We start from the raw sequence: 18488 nt of genomic DNA, 5'->3' as shown, positions 1-18488 counted from the left end.
CCCCGGCCGGCACCGGCGGCGTCAGCAGCGTCGCGCTCAACAGGAACAAGAAGCCCATGCAGGCGACTATGCCGCCGCGTACGCGATGGTCCAGTGCTTATTCGAAAACGGCCGGTTCCTGGCCGCATTCGAAGGTGAATCGGCGCGGTTAACCGCCGATTCGCCGTGCGCGGCGCAAGCAGGCGCCGGCGGGCATTCTTGCAACACTCCGCGCGCGATCCCATCTTTGTGCGGTGGCGGAGGTTGCCGTCGGTCCGTGCCGATGCTAGCAACGCCCCCACTGACGGTGCCCATTCCGGCCCGTCCGGCCTTTTGAGGGGAAAGGCGCCGATCCCGCGAACCCGCGGGACCGCCGCAGCCCCGGTGCCGGACATGTGGGAAAGGGCGACCTGCCGTCAGTCCACCCGGTTGACCGGACAGCGGAGCGATCCTTCGATGCCCCCCTGCCCGCTCATCCCGTAACAGGTTGATGCCGCATGAGGCTTGCCATGCCCTCTTCTGATCCCGACGCGGGCGCTTTCGCCCCGATCGTCGCCGGATTCGAAGACCGCATGCGCGTCCAGGACCGGACGCAGGCCCCCCGCGGCAATAACGTCTTTTTCCGTTTCACCCTTATCCGCCGCAACCGCCCCAAGGGACGGTTCGCGGGATTTTTTGTTGGCGCGCCACGGCGCGCTTGGAGTGTATATAATGACCACGCGCATGTTGATCGACGCGCGGCACCGGGAAGAAACCCGGGTCGCCGTCACCAAGGGAAACCGCATCGAGGAGTTTGATTTCGAGTCCGCCGAGCACAAGCAGCTCAAGGGCAATATCTATCTGGCCAAGGTCACCCGCGTCGAACCGTCGCTGCAGGCGGCGTTCGTCGAATATGGCGGCAACCGCCACGGCTTCCTGGCCTTCAGCGAAATCCACCCCGACTATTATCAGATTCCGAAGGAAGACCGCGAAGCGCTGCTGCGCGAAGAGGCCGAGCATGCCGCCGAGGCCGCGATGCGCGCCGAGGAGGATCTCGACGAGCTCGAAGGCGATGTCGCCGACGTCGAGGAGCATGACGACGAGAATGGCGACGCCCCCGCGCCCGAAACCATCGGCGAAGAGGCCGAAGGCGACGACGAGGGCGGCGAAGGCGAGACCGGCGACGGCGAGCCGGGCGCCGAAGAAGGCAAGGATAGCCGCGGCGACCGCCGGCGCCGCGGGCGCGATGGCCGCAAGGGCGGCCGGGGCCGCGGGCGCGGCCGCCGGGGCGACGACGAGGACGGCGAAAGCCGCATGTCGCTGCGCCGCCGCTACAAGATCCAGGACGTCATCCGCCGCCGGCAGGTGATGCTGGTGCAGGTCGTCAAGGAAGAGCGCGGCAACAAGGGCGCCGCGCTGACCACCTATCTGAGCCTCGCCGGCCGCTATTGTGTGCTGATGCCGAACACGATGCACGGCGGCGGGATCAGCCGGAAGATCTCGAACGGCGCCGACCGCCGCAAGCTGAAGGCGATGATCGACGAACTCGCGCTGCCGCCGACGATGGGCTGCATCGTCCGCACCGCCGGGATGAGCCGCACCAAGGTCGAGATCAAGCGCGACTTCGACTATCTCGCCCGCCTGTGGGACGAGATTCGCGAGAACACGCTGGGGTCGAGCGCGCCGGCGCTGATCCATTCGGACAGCGACCTCGTGAAGCGCGCGATCCGCGACATCTATCACAAGGATATCGAGGAAGTGCTCGTCGAGGGCGACGAGGGCTATAAGGCCGCGAAGCAGTTCATGAAGCTGCTGATGCCGAGCCACGCAAGGCGCGTGAAGCAATATGCCGACCCGGTCTCGCTCTATCAGCGCTATGGCGTCGAGGACCAGCTCGCGGGGATGCTGAACCCCGTCGTCCAGCTCAAGTCCGGCGGCTATCTGGTGATCAACCCGACCGAGGCCCTGGTGTCGATCGACATCAACTCGGGCCGCTCGACGCGCGAGCATAATATCGAGCAGACCGCGCTCAGCACCAACCTCGAAGCCGCGCACGAGATCGCGCGCCAGCTTCGCCTCCGCGACATGGCGGGACTGATCGTGATCGACTTCATCGACATGGATCACGGCTCGAACGTCCGCAAGGTCGAGCGCGCGATGAAGGACGCGCTGAAGAACGACCGCGCGCGCATCCAGATCGGACGCATCTCGGGCTTCGGGCTGATGGAGATGAGCCGCCAGCGCCTGCGCACCGGCGTGCTCGAGGCCTCGACGCGCCCCTGCCCGCATTGCGAGGGCACCGGCCTCGTCCGCACCGCATCCTCGGCGGGCCTCAGCGCGCTGCGCCTGATCGAAGAGGAAGCGGCGCGCGGCAAGGGCAGCAAGATCACGCTGCGCGCGAGCCAGGAAGCGACCTTCTACCTGCTCAACGAAAAGCGCCGCGAGCTGCGCGAGATCGAGGAGCTTTACGGCGTCAGCGTCGAGATCCTGCCCGACGGCGAGACCGAAGGCGCGCGCATGGCGATCGAGGTCGGCGGCCCGCCGCCTCTCCAGCGCCGCAGCTTTGCCCCGATCGAACCGATCGAAGATGATGAAGACGAGGATATCGTCGACGAGGAAGAAGACGAGGACGCTGCGGAAGATGAGCGCCCGGCCCGCCGCGAACGCGACGAGGGCGAAGGAGACGGCGACGGCCGCAAGCGCCGCCGCCGCCGCCGCCGGGGCCGCCGCGGCCGCCGTGATGAGGAGGGCAGCGAAGCCGGTGAGGGCGAGGCCATCGAGAGCGGCGGCGAAGCAACCGAAATCGAGGACGCCGACGACGGGGAATCCCCCGCCGAGGCTCCGGCCGAAGCCGAAGAGGCCGAGACGAAGCCGAAGCGCCGCCGCGGCGGACGCGCGCGCAAGGCGAAGACCGAGGAGGCCGAGGCCGAGGTCGTGACCGAGGTCGCAGCCGAAACGCCGGCCGAGACGGAAACCGCCGACGCCGCGACCGAGGAAGCCCCCGCCACTGAAGAGAAGCCCAAGCGCAAGCGCGCGCCGCGCAAGGCCAAGACCGCCGAAGCGGAGCCGGTCGGCGAAGCTGCAGCAGCAGCCCCCGAAGCCGAAGCACCGGTCGCGGAAGCGCCGGCTGCCGACGCCGTCGAGGTCGAGCCTGCGGCCAAGCCGGTCCGCAAGCGCGCGAGCCGTGCCAAGAAGGCCGCGGCCGCCGAAGCGGCGCCCGAGGCGGATGCGCTCGAAGCCGTCGCCGCGGTCGCGGCCGACGAGGCGCCCGCCGGCGAAGAAGGCCCCGATGGCGAGCCGCGCCGCGGCTGGTGGCAGCGCACCTTCGGGAATTGATCGCAATCGCCTCTTTCTGATGGAAAGCCGTGTGTCCCTGCAAAGGCGGGAACGCACGGCTTTTCATTTCGGGCAGCCGGCCGCAAAAACGCCATCTCGCGCCTTGCGTTGGTGCGCCTGGCCCCCGATAACCCCATCATGGCTTCATTCGAGGTTCAGGCGCGCGGCGCAAGACAGGCGGCGATGACCGCTTCGCTCCAGCAGGCCGCGTTCAGCGGGTGGGGGCCCCGCGCCTTTTCCCGTATCCTGCTGACTCTGCTCGTCCTGTTCGCGGTCGCGGTGCGGCCCGCGATGGCGCAGTCGATCCTGCGCGACGCCGAGACCGAGGCGCTGCTTCAGGACATGATGGACCCGATCACCGTCGCGGCGGGGTTGCGCCCCGGCCAGGTGCGCGTCCACCTGCTCAGCGACCGCAGCATCAACGCCTTCGTCGCCGGCAGCCAGGACATCTATGTCCACAGCGGGCTGATCGAGGCGGCCGACAGCGCCAACGAAGTGCAGGGTGTGCTCGCGCACGAACTCGGCCATATCATGGGCGGCCACGCGATCCGCGTCGGCGAAGGCGCCAAGGTCGCGACCGGCATCTCGCTGCTCAGCCTGCTGCTCGGCGCCGCGGCGATGGCGGCGGGCGGCGGCGATGCGGGCATGGGCATCATGATGGCGGGCCAGCAGGCCGCGCTCGGCAAGTTCCTCGCCTTTACCCGCGTCCAGGAAGCGACCGCCGACGCCGCGGGCGCGCAATATCTGTCGAAGGCCGGGATCAGTGGCAAGGGCAGCCTCGATTTCTTCAAGAAGCTGCAGAACATCGAATTCCGCTATGCGGTGAAGCAGGACGACGACCAGGCCTATGGCCGCACCCACCCGCTGTCGGGCGACCGCATCCAGGCGCTGCGCGAGGTCTATGTCGTCGACCCCGCGTGGAACAAGCCGAGCGACCCCGGCATCGAGAAGCGCTTCAAGCGCGTGAAGGCGAAGCTCGTCGGCTATATCGCCGAACCCGAAAAGACGCTGCGCCTCTATCCCGAAAGCGACAACAGCGTCCCCGCGCATTACGCCCGCGCCTATGCGTGGCACAAGGGCGCCTATCCCGACAAGGCCCTCGCCGAGACCGAGGCGCTGCTCAAGACCGATCCCGAGGATCCCTATTTCCTCGAACTCGAAGGCCAGGTGCTGCTCGAATCGGGGCACCCCAAGGAAGCGATTCCGCCGCTGCGCAAGGCGGTCGCCAATTCGCATTCGGCGCCGCTGATCGCCGGGACGCTGGGGCATGCGCTGATCGCGACCGAGGACCCCGCCAACTATCCCGAGGCCGAGGAAGTGCTGAAGACCGCGGTCGCGCTCGACAATGAAAACCCCTTCGCCTGGTATCAGCTCGGCATCGTCTATGCCGCCCGGGGCGATCAGGCGCGGGCGGCGCTCGCCTCGGCGGAGCGCTACAGCCTTGAGGGTGGACAGCCGGGGCTCGCGCTGCGTAATGCCGAGATGGCGATGCAAGGCCTTCCGCAAGGCTCCCCCGACTGGATTCGCGCACAGGATATTTCGCTCGTCGCGCGCGCCGAGGTGGAACGGACGCGCAAACGGCGCTAGATTCGCGCGAACCAGACGGAACGCATCGCAATCCGACGATGCGCGAGGGCAATAAGTGACAGATAAAAAAGAAGAATATTACCAGCCTTGGCTGCGCGACCCGGCGCCGACGCAAGGGGCCGCGCCTGCACCCAGGGCCGACGAAGGCCTCGCCAAGCCGAAGGTCGGCCCGCCGGTGGGCATCGACCTGACGCGCTATGAGGCGCGCGCGGAGACGCCGCGCGACCCGCTGATCAAGCCCGGGCAGCTCCGTGCGGGCGCCGCGGGATTCTGGCGCGCGGTGCGGAGCGGCGCCGGCGCCTTCGCCGACTGGACGATCCGCGCCGGCGAACGCGCCGACATTCCCGCGCGCGTCGAGGCGATGGAGATTCCGCGCCGTTCGCGCGAGGCCGCCGCCGCCGCGGCAAGCGCGGTCGCGAACGGCGCCCGCGCAGTCGGGCGCGGCTCGGCCAGGGCCGGACGCGCCGCCGCCGCGACGAGCGGCAAGGCGTGGGACAAGATGGCGCTCGGCGACAAGGCCCGAAAGCTGTCGAGCGGGGCCGGGCGCGGGCTCGGCGAGGTCGCCGACAAGACGAAGGCGGGACTGGGCCAGGTCGCCAAGGCAAGCAAGGACGGCCTCGGCGAGGCGGCGATCAAGCTGCGTCCCGCGCCGCGCGAGGAACCCGCACCGCCGCCCTCGGGGCTCGAACAATTGCTCGCGCGCGAGGAAGCCGAAGCGCGCAAGGCGAAGCCCGCGGCGGCCGACCTGCCGCTGTTCGCCGACGCGCCGCCGGCCGCCGCCGAAACGCCGCCGCCTGCCCTCGCAGAGGACGACGACCGGACGCCGCATGTCGCGCCCGCGAGCCCTGCGAAGGCCCCGCAGCGCGCCAAGGCGATGACCGCGGCGCCGTCGGCGCGCGTGCAGGGGACTTCCATGGACGATATTCGCACCCGCGGCTGGCTCGTCGCGCTCGGCGCGATCCTGCTCATCGGCGCCGCCTTCTGGCTCGGCGGCCGCTTCGGCGGCGGGATGAGCAAGAGCGAGGTCGAGACCATCGTCGCCGATTATATCCGCGCGAACCCGCAGATCATTCCCGAGGCGCTCGAGGCGCAGCGTGGCCGCGAGATCGCCAAGGCGATCGACGCGATCCGCCCGGCGCTGGAGAAACCCTACGCCGGCGCCTGGGCGGGCAACGCCGACGGCGACGTGACGCTGGTCGTCTTCACCGACTATGCCTGCGGCTTCTGCCGCGCGAGCGTTCCCGACGTCGACCGGCTGATCCGCGAGGACAAGAGGCTGAAAATCGTGTTCCGCGAGCTGCCGATCATTTCCGCCCAAAGCCGCGGCGCCGCGCTGATGGCGCTCGCCGCGGCGCGGCAGGGCAAGTATGACGCCTTTCACCACGCGATGTTCGCGAGCAGCTCGCTCAGCCCGCAGGCGATCGCGGCGGCCGCCCAAAAGGCCGGAGTGATCACCGACGGCAGCGCCGACGCGACCGCGAACGAGGCGCTGTTCCAGCGCGAACTCGACAGCAATCTCGCGATCGCGAGCCAGCTCCAGCTCAACGCCACCCCGACCTGGGTGGTCGGCGACCAGCTCTTCCAGGGGCAGATCGGCTATGACGCGCTGCGCCAGGCGATCGCCAAGGCGCGGTCGAAGGCGTGACGGGCGCGGGCATGGCGACCGTTTCCGTCGACGAAGCACTCGCCAACGCCCGCCGCCTGCTGAGGGGCGAGCCCGCGGCGGCGCTGGCGCAGGCGCGGGCGATCGTCGCGGCGCTGCCGACCGCGGCGGAAGCACACCGGATCGCTGCGCATGCCCTGCGCGCGCTCGGGCGCGAGAGCGAAGCCCAGCAAGCCTCGCTGGCCGCGGTGAGCGCCGCGATCCACGATCCGGCGATGATGGAGGCGGCGCTGGCGCTGACCGAGAACCGCCTGCCCGACGCCGAGGGCGCGCTGCGCACGCGGTTGAAAGCCGACGCAACCGACGTCGCAGCGATCCGCATGCTCGCCGAAGTCGCGGGACGGATCGGGCGCTACGCCGACGCCGAAAAGCTGCTGAGCCGCGCGCTCGAACTCGCACCGGGGTTCGGCGCGGCGCGCGCCAATCTCGCGACCGTCTATTACAAGCAGAACCGCTATGCCGAGGCGGTGGAAACGCTCGACGCGGTGCTGGACGAGGATCCCGACAATCCGGCGCACGCGAACCTCAAGGCGGCGGCGCTCGGCCGCATCGGCGGCTATGACGAAGCCCTCGCGCTCTACGAGGAACTGACGCGCCGCTTCCCCGGCCACGCCAAGCTGTGGATGAGCTATGGCCATATGCTGAAGACCGTCGGGCGGCAGGAAGAGGGCATCGCCGCCTATCGCCACGCGCTCGCCGCCGACCCGGGGCTCGGCGAGCTGTGGTGGAGCCTCGCGAACCTCAAGACGATCCGCTTCGGCCCTGACGACCGCGCGGCGATGGAGGCGGCGCTGCGGGCGGCGGACCCGGCCGGCGCATCGCGCGACGACGACCGGCTGCACCTCCATTTCGCGCTCGGCAAGGCCTATGACGACGCCGGCGAGGCGGAAGCCGCCTTTCGCCATTATGCGGCGGGCAATGCGATCCGCGCCGGTCAGCTCGGTTACGAGACCGCGGAAACGACCGCGATCGTCGACGACGCCATCGAGACCTTCACCGCCGCTTTCTTCGCCGACCGCGCTGGCGGCGGCGATCCCGCCCCCGACCCGGTCTTCATCCTCGGCATGCCGCGCGCCGGATCGACCCTGATCGAGCAGATCCTGGCCAGCCATTCGGCGATCGAGGGGACGATGGAACTGCCCGACATCCCCGCGCTTGCGCTCGGCCTCGGGCGCGAGGCACTGGGCGACGGCCGGCGCTGGGTCGAGGCGGTCGCGGCCGCCGCGCCCGAAAAGCTGGCCGAGATGGGCGCCGCCTTCCTTCGCCGCACCGCCGTGCAGCGCAAGACCGACAAGCCCTTCTATATCGACAAGCTGCCGAACAACTGGCTCTATGTCCCGCTGATCCGGCTGATTCTGCCGAACGCGAGGATCATCGACGCGCGGCGGCATCCGCTCGATTGCTGCTGGTCCAATTTCCGCCAGCATTATGCGAAGGGCCAGGCGTTCAGCTATGGCCTTGCCGACATGGGCACCTATTACCGCGACTATGTGCGGCTGATGGCGCATGTCGATGCGGTGCAGCCGGGGACGATCCACCGCGTGATCCACGAAGCACTGCTCGACGATCCCGAGGCCGAGGTGCGCGCGATGCTCGCCTTCCTAGGCCAGCCGTTCGAGGCGGCGTGCCTGGCGTTCCACGCCAACGATCGCGCGGTGCGCACCGCGTCGAGCGAGCAGGTGCGCCGCCCGATCAACCGCGACGGCGTCGGCCAATGGCAAGCCTATGATGCGTGGCTTGCGCCGCTGCGCGAGGCGCTGGGCCCGGTTCTGGGCGCTTATCCGCGGATTCCTGCCGCATTCGGCTGAAGCGCGTTCGCGCAAATTCGTTGCGTTTGGGCAACAGGGTCCGACATTTTCGACAAAGCGCCCCGCCGCTCCGACAACAATGCTTGCGCTTGCGCCACGCCGCGTCATTCTCGCGTCACATAGCTGTCATTCGAGGGGGGTTCTCATGCGGTATTTGAGGGCGGTGGTAGCAAAGAGCGGCGCGGTTCTGCTGGGCAGTACGATGCTCTGCACGTCGGGCGCGGCATTCGCACAGCAATCGAACACGAAAAACGATGACGACATCGTCGTCACCGCATCGAAACGCGAACAGAATCTGCAGGACGTTCCGCTCGCGATCACCGCGATCGGCACCGAGAAACTGAACGAACTGCAGGTCAAGGAATTTCAGGATGTCGTCAAATTCCTGCCCTCGGTGACGATCCAGTCGCTCGGGCCGGGGTTCAGCCAGGTCTATTTCCGCGGCGTCGCGAGCGGCGAAAACGCCAACCATTCGGCATCGCTGCCGACGGTCGGCACCTATCTGGACGAAATGCCGATCACGACGATCCAGGGCGCGCTCGACATCCACGCCTATGACCTCGCGCGCGTCGAGGCGCTCGCGGGACCGCAGGGCACGCTCTATGGCGCGAGTTCGATGGCGGGCACGATCAAGCTGGTCACCAATCCGCCCGACACCAGCGGCACCTATGGCTCGGTGGGGCTCGAACTCAACAGCGTCGCGCACGGCGACATCGGCGGGGTCGCCGAAGGCTTCATCAACGCGAAGCTGAGCGACCGCGCGGCGCTCCGTCTCGTCGGCTGGTATCGCCACGACGGCGGTTATATCGACAATATCCACGGCAGCCGGACCTTTCCGACCAGCGGAATCACGCAGGACAATGCCGCGCTGGTCAAAAAGGACTATAACGACGTCGACACCTATGGGGCGCGCCTCGCGCTCGGCATCGAGCTCGACGACGACTGGACGCTGCGCCCGACGATCATGGGCCAGGTGCAGAATGCGAACGGCAATTTCGCGCAGGAACGCTCGAGTGCGGTCACCGACGATCTGCAGACGGTGCAATATAATCGCGAGCTGTCGAAGGACAAATGGCTGCAGGCGGCACTGACCGTCGAAGGCAAGCTAGGCAGCTGGGACCTGACGGTCACCGGCGGCCATCTGCGGCGCAAGACCGTGGTCGACAGCGACTATTCGGACTATGCCTATTTCTACGACGCGCTCTACGGCTATGGCGCCTATTTCTATGACAATAACGACGATCTCGTCAGTCCGAACCAGTATATCCACGGCATCGACCGCTATAAGAAGAGCTTCTTCGAGGCGCGCATCGCCTCGCCCGACGACGCGCGGCTGCGGTTCATCGGCGGCGTCTTCTGGCAGCGCCAGTCGCACAATATCGAACAGAATTACATCGTCGACGACATCGCCGATGCGATCACCGTTCCCGGCACCGACAGCGACATCTGGCTGACCAAGCAGTTTCGCGTCGACCGCGACTATGCCGCGTTCGGCGAGATCAGCTTCGACATCACCGACCAGCTGACGCTGACCGGCGGCGGCCGCCTCTACAAGTTCGACAACAGCCTCGTCGGCTTTTTCGGCTATTCGGACGGCTATAGCGGCAGCACCGGGGTTGCGGGCTGCTTCGCCGGGCCGGTCGTCGCGGGATCGCCCTGCACCAACCTCGACAAGCGGACGAAGGACACGGGCTTCATCCACAAGCTCAACCTGACCTACAAGATCACCGACGACATCCTCGTCTATGGGACCTGGTCGCGCGGCTTCCGGCCCGGCGGCATCAACCGCCGCGGCACGCTGCCGCCCTATGGCCCCGACACGCTCGACAATTACGAGTTCGGCTGGAAATCGAGCTTCGGCCCGCTTCGCTTCAACGGCGCCGTCTATCAGGAGGATTGGGACGACATCCAGCTCTCCTTCCTCGGCGCCAACGGCCTGACCGAGATTCGCAGCGCCGGCATCGCGCGCATCCGCGGCTTCGAGTTCGACCTCGGCTATCGCTCGGGCGGACTGTCGCTCAATGTCGGCGGCAGCTACAACGACGCGACGATCCGCCGCGATTTCTGCGCGATCGCCAACGACCAGTTCGACTGCACGATCGACCCGCCAGGCCAGACCAACGCGCTGCTCGCGCCCGCGGGCACGCGGTTGCCCGTCACCGCAAAGTTCAAGGGCAATGCGGTGGCGCGCTACGACTTCCCGGTCGCGGGGCTCGATGGCCATGTCCAGTTCGCGGTCAATCATATCGGCAAGCGCCGGTCCGATCTGCGCACCTTCGAGAATGCGATCGTCGGCAATTTCAAGGCCTATACGACCGCCGACGTCAGCGTCGGCGTCAAGACCGACGACTGGAGCGCCGAGCTGTTCGCGACCAATTTGTTCGACAGCCGAGGCATCGTGAACAGCGCGGTCCAGTGCGGCGAATCGATCTGCGGCGATCCCGACGGCATCAGTTCGACCGGCGGCGTCTTCTACGACAATGTCATCCGGCCGCGCTTGATCGGGTTGAAGGTCAGCAAGGATTTCTGATCGGCCCCAGGCTCCGCTGACGGAGGGCGCAGAGCCGGTCCGCAAGCTCGGCCTCGCGATGTGCGTCGCGCTGGTCATGGGTAATATGATCGGGTCGGGGGTGTTCCTGCTCCCGGCGAGCCTTGCTCCCTTTGGCTGGAACGCGGTCGCGGGCTGGGCGCTCACCATCGCCGGCGCGCTCGCGCTAGCCGCCGTACTCGCGCGGCTGACCGTCGCCTTTCCCGAAGCGGGCGGGCCGACCGGCTTCGTCGAACGCGCCTTCGGCCGCATCCCCAGCTTCATGATCGGCTGGGCCTATTGGATATCGGTGTGGACCGCCAATGTGACGCTGGCGGTGGCGGCGGTCAGCTTCCTCGGCATCTTCGTCCCCGCGCTGGCCGAGCATATGGCCGCGGCGACGATCGCGCTGATCTGGATCGTCACCGCGATCAACTGGCGCGGCGCGCGCGCGGCGGGACGCTTCCAGATCGTCACGCTGCTGATCAAGCTGGTGCCGCTGGCGGTGGTGATCGTGCTGATCCCGGTCGCCTTCGGCGGCGCGGCGCCGGTGGCGCTGACGCCCTTCCCCGCCGAGGGGCTATCGCTGACCACGGTCAGCGCCTCGGCGATCTTCACCCTGTGGGCGCTGCTCGGCTTCGAATCGGCGAGCGTCGCCGCCGACAAGGTCGACCGGCCCGCTGTGACCATCCCGCGCGCGACGATGATCGGCACGCTCGCGACCGGCCTCCTCTACCTGATCGTCTGTTCGGCGATCGTGCTGATGCTGCCGGCGGAAGCGGTCGCGGCCTCTGGCTCCCCCTTCTCGCTGTTCGTCGAGACCTACTGGTCGCACGAACCGGCGCTGCTGATCGCCGCCTTCGCCGCGGTGAGCGCGCTCGGCACGCTCAACGGCTGGACGCTGATCCAGGCCGAGCTGCCCGCGACGCTGGCGCGGCAGGGGCTGCTCCCCGGCTGGTTCGCGCGGACGAACAGTCACGGCACCCCGGCGAACGCGCTGATCCTGTCGAGTGCGATCGCGACCGTCTGCGTCATCCTCAACGACAACAAGTCGACCGCCGAGATGTTCAATTTCATGGCGGTGCTGTCGACCTCGGTGACGCTGTGGCTCTACCTCGCCTGCGCGGGCGCGGCATTGCGCCTCGGCGTCGCGATGCCGGTCGCCGCGCTCGGGCTCATCTACGCCGTCTGGACCCTGTGGGGCGCCGGGATCGGCGTCAGCGCGATGAGCCTGATCCTGATGGCGGCGGGCCTGCCCCTCTATTGGTGGACGCAAAGATCGGCGGCTTCGCCCGCGATCCGCTGACCCCGCCCTTGCGCGATCGGCCAAAATCGCCTATCGGCGCCGACCTTCCCGCCTGGATCCGGGCTTTTTGGAGACGCGTCGTGTTGGACCGCCATCGCATACAGGGTTCGAAACCCTGCGGCGTCCGCCCGCTGTCGTAGCGCGTTCTTTCTGACGCGGTGCGCCATCGGACGGCGCCGCGACCCCATCGTTCCGAACATCACGCTGATCCGGCGACCCGCAGCGCGTCTGCGCGCGCCGGTTAGAAGCAGGGATTCATGTTGTACGACAGTCATTGGGCCCGCGGTCTCGCGCGGGCGATTGCGCTCGATCATCCGGGCAGAAGCAAGACCGCTCGCACGCTGCTCGGCTGGGCGCGCCCGCGCGCGGCCGCGCTCGGGCTCGCGGGAAAGGATATGAACCGCGCCGCGCTGCTCGCCGAAGACATGGCAGCGGCTGGGCGCGAAGACGAAAATCTGGTGCAGGCGAACCGGCTGGCCGACGCGCTCGAACTCGCCGACGACGAACGCGCGCTGCTGCTGCTCGCGACGGCGTTGGACCGCGCCCCGCTGACCCGCAGCCTCGTGCAGCTGATCGAGGCCGAAGGTCTCGACGTCGAGGCGCTTGCGAGTGCGCTGACCGGGATCGCCCCGCATGCGATCCGCCGCGCCGAGGTGGTGCGGCTCGACCTCGTCGGACGCTGGTCGGGCAAGGACGGCCATGTTCTGCTTGGCCTCTGCTGGTCGTTCGAGCGGCTGCTCGACGCGCCGCCGGGGCGGCATGCGAGCCTGCTCGACGGGCTACTCGGCGAACGGCAGGCGGCGCGCCATACACTCGCCGATTTCCCCGCGCAGCAACGCGAAGCCGACCTGGCGGTCGCGCTGCTGCGCGGGGCGATCGAGCAGGGCGCGCGCGGGATCAACATCCTGATCCACGGGCCGCCGGGCACCGGCAAGACCGAACTCGCGCGCACGCTGGCCGCCGCCGCCGGCGAGCCGCTGCATGCGGTGGGCGAGGCCGATCGCGACGGCGACGAACCGGCGCGCCACGAGCGCGTCGCGGCGCTGCGCCTCGCGTTGCGCACGCTGGAAAAGCGCGGCCGCGCGCTGTTGCTGTTCGACGAGATGGAGGATCTGCTGGGCGACACGCGGATCGAACAGGGCGGCCGCGTGCGCGGCCGAGCGGGATCGAAGCTGTTCGTCAACCGGCTGCTCGAGGACAATGTCGTGCCGGTGATCTGGACCTCGAACTGCATCGCCGACGCCGACCCCGCGATCCTGCGCCGTTTCAGCCTGTCGATCCGAATGGATTTCCCCGGCGCGGCGCACAGCCCGGCGATGCTCGAGCGGGTGAGCGCCGAAGAGAAGGTCGCGGTCGATCCGGCGCTGGCGGCGCTCGCAGCGCGGGCGCCCGAGGCTGCATCGCTGTTCCGCGTCGCGGCGCGCGCTGCCGCGCTCGCGGGCGATGCCGAAAGCGCGGGACGGTTTGCCGGATCGGTGCTCGGCGCGATGCGCGGCACGACGGTCGAGCCGCGCGCGCCACGCACCTTCGACGAGGCCTTGCTGTGCGCCGACACCGACCTTGCCGCGCTGTTCGCGCAACTCGCGCGGGACGGCGCGCCGGCGGATTTTTCGCTGCTGCTCACCGGACCGCCGGGAACGGGCAAGACCGAAGCGGTGCAGGCGCTGGCGCGCCGGCTCGGGCGGCCGCTCGTCGTCAAGCGCGCGTCGGACCTGATGTCGAAATGGGTCGGTCAGACCGAGCGGCTGATCGCGGCGGCCTTTGCCGACGCGCGGCGCGAAGGCGCGCTGCTCTTTTTCGACGAGGTCGATTCGCTGCTCGCCGACCGGCAGCATGCGGCGCAAAGCTGGGAGGTCAGTCAGGTCAACGAACTGCTGACCTGGATGGAGGAGCATCCCCTGCCCTTCGCCGCGGCTACCAACCATGCCGCGAAGCTCGACCCCGCATCGGCGCGCCGTTTCGTCTTCAAGGTCGAGATGCGACCGCTCGATGCGGCGCGGGCGCGGCGCGCCTTCGCGCATTTTTTCGGGCGCGAAGCGCCGGCCGATCTCGACCGCGTCGGCGATCTGACGCTCGGCGACTTCGCGGTCGTCGCGCGGCAGGCGCGCTTCGCGGGTCCGCTCGGCGACGCGGCGCTGCTCGAACGGCTGCGGTGCGAACGCGCGGCGCGCCCTGCAACCCCGCAGCCGATCGGCTTCGGCCGCGCCTCAGCGCCAGCGCGGAGCGAATAGGCCGCGGTCGCGCAGGACGACCTGCGCGGCATTGTGCCCCGGCGCGCCGGTGACGCCGCCGCCGGGGTGGGTGCCCGCGCCGCACATGTAGAGCCCCTTGACCGGCCCGCGATAGCCGCCGTTGCCGAGCACCGGGCGCGCGGCCCAGAGCTGGTCGAGGCTCATGTTGCCGTGCATGATGTCGCCGCCAACGAGGCCGAACTTGCGTTCGAGGCCCTTGGGACTGAGCCGCGTCTGGCCGACGATGCTGGCGCGGAAGCCGGGGGCGTGCTTTTCGACGGTGTCGATGATGCAGTCGGCGGCCGCTTCCTCCTCATCGTCCCAGTCGCGCCCGTCGGGAAGCTCGGGCGCGAACTGTTGGCAGAAGAGGCTCGCGACGTGGCAGCCCGGCGGCGCGAGGCTGTCGTCGACGGTCGAGGGGATCAGCATCTCGACGATCGGCGCCTTCGACCAGCCATGCGCCTTCGCGTCGAGGAAGGCGCGGTCCATATAGTCGAGCGTCGGCGCGAGGATGATCCCCGACTGGTGATGCTCGCCGGGTTCGGGAAGACAGGTGAATCGGGGGAGCTCCGACAGGGCGACGTTCATGCGGAAGGTGCCGCTGCCCGCCTTGAAGCCTTTGATGCGGCGCCGGAAGTCATCCGGCAAGTCGGATGCGTCCATCATCCGTTCGTAGAGCAGCTTCGGCCCCACGTTGGCGATCACGCGCGCTGCCGCAATCTCTTCGCCCCCGGCGAGCTTGACCCCGACCGCCTTGCCCCCGTCGACGAGCACCTTGGCGACCGGGCTTTCGAGGCTGATCTCGACCCCCATGTCGCCGCACACCTTCGCCATGATCTCGGTGATCTTGCCCATACCGCCGACGCTATGACCCCACGCGCCCTTCTTGCCGTTCACCTCGCCGAAGACATGGTGGAGGAGGACATAGGCGCTGCCCGGCGTGTCGGGGCTCGCATAGTTGCCGACGACTGCGTCGAAGCCGAAGGCGGCCTTGACCGCCTCGCTCTCGAACCAGCTGTCGAGCATCGTGCGCGCCGACTTGGTGAACAGATCGAGCACATCGCGCTGCTGTTCGAGGCTGAGCGTCGCAAAGCGCCGCCCCTGCCGCGCGCCATCGAGCAGGGTGCGCATCCCTTCGCCGACATTGGGCGGCACCCGCAGCGCAAGGTCGCGGAGCAGCTCGGCGACATTTTCGAGCGCGTCATAATATTGCGGCAGCACCTCGGCATCGCGATTGCTGAACTTGCGGAACTCGGCCTGCGTGCGTTCGAGCCCGCCGCCGAGCTTCAGATAACCGCCATCCTCCTGCGGCAGGAAATTGCTGATCGGCCGCTCGATCACGCGATAGCCATGATCGGCGAGCTTCATGTCGGCGATGACCTTCGGCTGGAGCAGGCTGACGGTGTAGCTCGCGACCGAATTGCGGAACCCCGGCGCGAATTCCTCGGTCACCGCGGCGCCGCCGACGACGTCGCGCGCCTCGACGATGCGCACCTTCAGCCCCGCGCGCGCGAGGTAGAAGGCGCAGACGAGGCCGTTGTGGCCGGCGCCGATGATGAGGGCGTCATAGGCTTTGGTCATGAGAAGTCTTTCGCAAGCGGGGATTGGACATGCTGGCGGCCGAAGCCGAGGCCGAGGACGCGGCCGGGAATGCGGCGCAGCAGCGGGACGGCGTCGAGCAGGCGGACGGCGAGCGGAACGCGGGTGATCTCGCCGCGCAGCATCGGTTCGATGACGCGCTGGTGCGCGAAGCGCTGGAGCGCCTGCATCCGCACCGTCGGCTTCCAGCGTCGCGCCTGGACGCGCGCGAGCAGCGGGTCGGGATCGGCCCCGGCGGCGAGCGGCGCGGCGAGGATGTTCGCGGCGGCGACCGCGTCCTGCACCGCGAGATTGATGCCGACCCCGCCGATCGGCGACATCGCATGCGCAGCGTCGCCGATCGCGAGCAGGCCGGGGCGCGACCATCGCGTCAGCCGATCGAGCGCGACCGAGAGCAGCTTGACGTCGTCGAAGCTGCGGATGGCGTCGATGCCCACGGCGAGCCCCGGAACGAGCGTCGCGATATTGGCGCGGAAGGCCGCGATACCGCGCGCTTCGATCGCCGGAAAACCGCCCTTCTCGATGACCTGCGCGCATTGCCAATAATCGCCGCGCGGGATGGCGACGACCATGCCGCTCCGGTCGATCGTGCCGAGCGCGACCTCCGACATGTCCGTGCCCGCGGGGACGGGGACGCGAAACCACAGCACGTCCATCGGCGCGCCGAGATCGTCGAGCGGGAGCTCGGCGGCGGCGCGGAGCACCGAGCGGCGCCCGTCGGCGGCGATGACGAGCCGCGCGGGCAGCACCTCGCCGCTCGCGAGCGTCACGCCGCTGACGCGGCCCGCATCGTCATGGGTGAGCCCGGTCGCCTCGGTCGACATGCGCAGGTCGAAGGTCGGATAGCGCCTGCCCTGCCCCGCGATGAAATCGAGCAGGTCCCACTGCGGCATCATCGCGACGAAGGGCGCGGCAACCGGCAGATGCTTCATCGTCGCGATCGTATAGCGGCCGCCGAGCAGATTGAGCGTCATCGTGTCGAGCTTCGCGTGCGGTTCCCTGAGCAGTTCGTCGAGCAGGCCGATCTCGTGGAACAGTTCGAGCGTCGAGGGATGCACCGTGTCGCCGCGGAAATCGCGGAGAAAATCCTTGTGCTTTTCGAGCACCGTGACGCGCACCCCGGCGCGCGCGAGGAGCAGTCCCGCGACCATGCCGGCGGGACCGCCGCCGACGATGATGACGGGGAGCATTTTAGCCCCTCCCCTTCAGGGGAGGGGTTGGGGTGGGGGTTGGCGGACGTGGCGCAAGGCCGATGGCCCCCACCCCCGACCCCTCCCCTGAAGGGGACGGGCTTACATTCCGGCTCCACCCCGCCTTGGGCGCCTGCTCCAGCCGCGCTTCGGGGATGATCTCGCGCATCCGCGAACAGAAATGCTTGAGGCAAACCTCCTTGTCGCTGAGCGGCCCAATGGTGAAGCTCCGCGATTGCATGCCCTGCTGGACGCGGGTGATGAGCGCGGTGTCCTCGGCATTGACCTGGCGGTTGATGCGCCAGTTCAGGTAGCGCGCGGCCTTCATCTCGCGGCGCGCATCGGGGAGGACATAGCTGATCTCGCGGATCAGGCAGCTCGTCGGGCCGGTCGGCAGCCATTGCATGAAATCGACCTGGTCGGGGTAGATGTCGAAGGCGACATTGGGCCAGAGCTTGAAATAGAGCCAGTGGCGCTGCTTGTCCTCGGGAAGATGCGGGACCGGCGGCAGCAGGCGCTGGTACAGGCGTTCGGACCAGTTCGCCGACGGCCGGTCGGCGAGGTCGCCCCACATGCGGTCGACGCGGTCCTCGGCCTCGACACCGTAGCTTTTGCCGAACAGCCGGGTGAGGCCGGGGTGCGCGACGGGGATGTGGAGGCCGTCCGAATAATTGTCGCCGACATTCTTCCAGTTGACGTCGCGCGGGCGGAGCGTGACGCGGCCGAGCGCGCCGAGTTCCTCGAAGCGATAGGGCGCGATCATCGCCTCATAGGGCGCCATCATGCGCGCGAGCGAGGGGCCGCCGTCGTCGGCGAGCCGGACGAACCAGAAGCCGCGCCACCGCTCGGCCTCGACCGGGACCAACCCCGCCCGGTCCTTGTCGAGCGTCGGGTAGCTCGCCGAATCGGGGACGCCGGTCAGCCGACCGTCGAGCTCATAGGTCCAGGCGTGATAGGGGCAAACGAGCTTCTTCGCGCAGCCCGCCGCGCCGTCGACGAGGCGCGAGCCGCGGTGGCGGCAGACGTTGGTGAAGGCGCGCACGACGCGGTCGGCGCCGCGGATCAGGATCACGCTCTCTCCCGCATAGTCGATGCTGTGCCAGTCGCCGGGGTTCGGAATGTCGCTGTCGTGGCAGACGACCTGCCAGCTCGGGCGGAAGATGCGCTCCACCTCGACTTCGTGGAAATCGGGGTCGCTGTAGGTCCACGCGGGAAGCGACCAGCCGTCGAGAGGGTCGATGGTGTCGAAAGTGTCGCGCAGCGTTGCCATGTATCGATCCTTG

Annotated in this window: 10 protein-coding genes; 7 read left to right on the top strand and 3 right to left on the bottom strand. The window is 68.6% G+C overall.

All coding sequences use genetic code 11. The annotated features are described in order from the left end of the window. Positions 1 to 690 precede the first annotated feature (690 nt). The 7 genes from ACOTSS_RS18690 (at position 691) to ACOTSS_RS18660 (ending at position 14416) form a co-directional block, all read left to right on the top strand. Positions 691 to 3294 carry an Rne/Rng family ribonuclease gene (locus ACOTSS_RS18690; RefSeq protein WP_448689455.1) on the top strand — a complete coding sequence of 868 codons (2604 nt, stop codon included), beginning with the start codon at positions 691 to 693 and terminating at the stop codon, positions 3292 to 3294. A gap of 183 nt (positions 3295 to 3477) precedes the next feature. Beyond that, positions 3478 to 4881 carry a M48 family metalloprotease gene (locus ACOTSS_RS18685; protein ID WP_448691377.1) on the top strand — a complete coding sequence of 468 codons (1404 nt, stop codon included), beginning with the start codon at positions 3478 to 3480 and terminating at the stop codon, positions 4879 to 4881. A gap of 55 nt (positions 4882 to 4936) precedes the next feature. Further along, on the top strand, positions 4937 to 6526 hold the full coding sequence (locus tag ACOTSS_RS18680) for a DsbA family protein (RefSeq protein WP_448689454.1): 1590 nt from the start codon (positions 4937 to 4939) through the stop codon (positions 6524 to 6526). Between the two features lie 11 nt (positions 6527 to 6537). Beyond that, entirely contained in the window at positions 6538 to 8352 is a 1815-nt protein-coding gene (locus tag ACOTSS_RS18675) for a sulfotransferase (RefSeq protein WP_448689453.1), read from the top strand. Positions 8353 to 8497: 145 nt separating this feature from the next. Then, a complete protein-coding gene (locus ACOTSS_RS18670) occupies positions 8498 to 10882 on the top strand; it encodes a TonB-dependent receptor (RefSeq protein ID WP_448689452.1) in 2385 nt (794 codons plus the stop codon). Between the two features lie 76 nt (positions 10883 to 10958). Further along, the gene (locus ACOTSS_RS18665) at positions 10959 to 12185 is read left to right on the top strand and encodes an amino acid permease (protein WP_448689451.1); all 1227 of its coding nucleotides are present in this window, start codon (positions 10959 to 10961) and stop codon (positions 12183 to 12185) included. Between the two features lie 257 nt (positions 12186 to 12442). Next, positions 12443 to 14416: an AAA family ATPase gene (locus ACOTSS_RS18660; protein WP_448689450.1), complete on the top strand. Its 1974-nt coding sequence runs from the start codon at positions 12443 to 12445 to the stop codon at positions 14414 to 14416. Here the strand turns inward: ACOTSS_RS18660 and ACOTSS_RS18655 are convergent. The 3 genes from ACOTSS_RS18655 to ACOTSS_RS18645 are packed head-to-tail and all read right to left on the bottom strand — an operon-like array spanning position 14393 to position 18475. Further along, on the bottom strand, positions 14393 to 15997 hold the full coding sequence (locus ACOTSS_RS18655; protein ID WP_448689449.1) for a phytoene desaturase family protein: 1605 nt from the start codon (positions 15995 to 15997) through the stop codon (positions 14393 to 14395). The two genes, ACOTSS_RS18660 and ACOTSS_RS18655, sit on opposite strands and share 24 nt — an antisense overlap. After that, a complete protein-coding gene (locus tag ACOTSS_RS18650; protein WP_448689448.1) occupies positions 15994 to 17205 on the bottom strand; it encodes an FAD-dependent oxidoreductase in 1212 nt (403 codons plus the stop codon). Before ACOTSS_RS18650 ends, ACOTSS_RS18655 begins: the two co-directional genes overlap by 4 nt. 1 nt (position 17206) lies before the next feature. Next, positions 17207 to 18475 carry an aromatic ring-hydroxylating oxygenase subunit alpha gene (locus tag ACOTSS_RS18645; protein WP_448689447.1) on the bottom strand — a complete coding sequence of 423 codons (1269 nt, stop codon included), beginning with the start codon at positions 18473 to 18475 and terminating at the stop codon, positions 17207 to 17209. Positions 18476 to 18488: the final 13 nt, after the last annotated feature.

The organism is Sphingopyxis sp. NJF-3 (genome assembly GCF_053514865.1).
The sequence above is the reverse complement of the archived record's forward strand: the minus strand, read 5'-3'. Positions and strand labels throughout refer to the sequence as shown.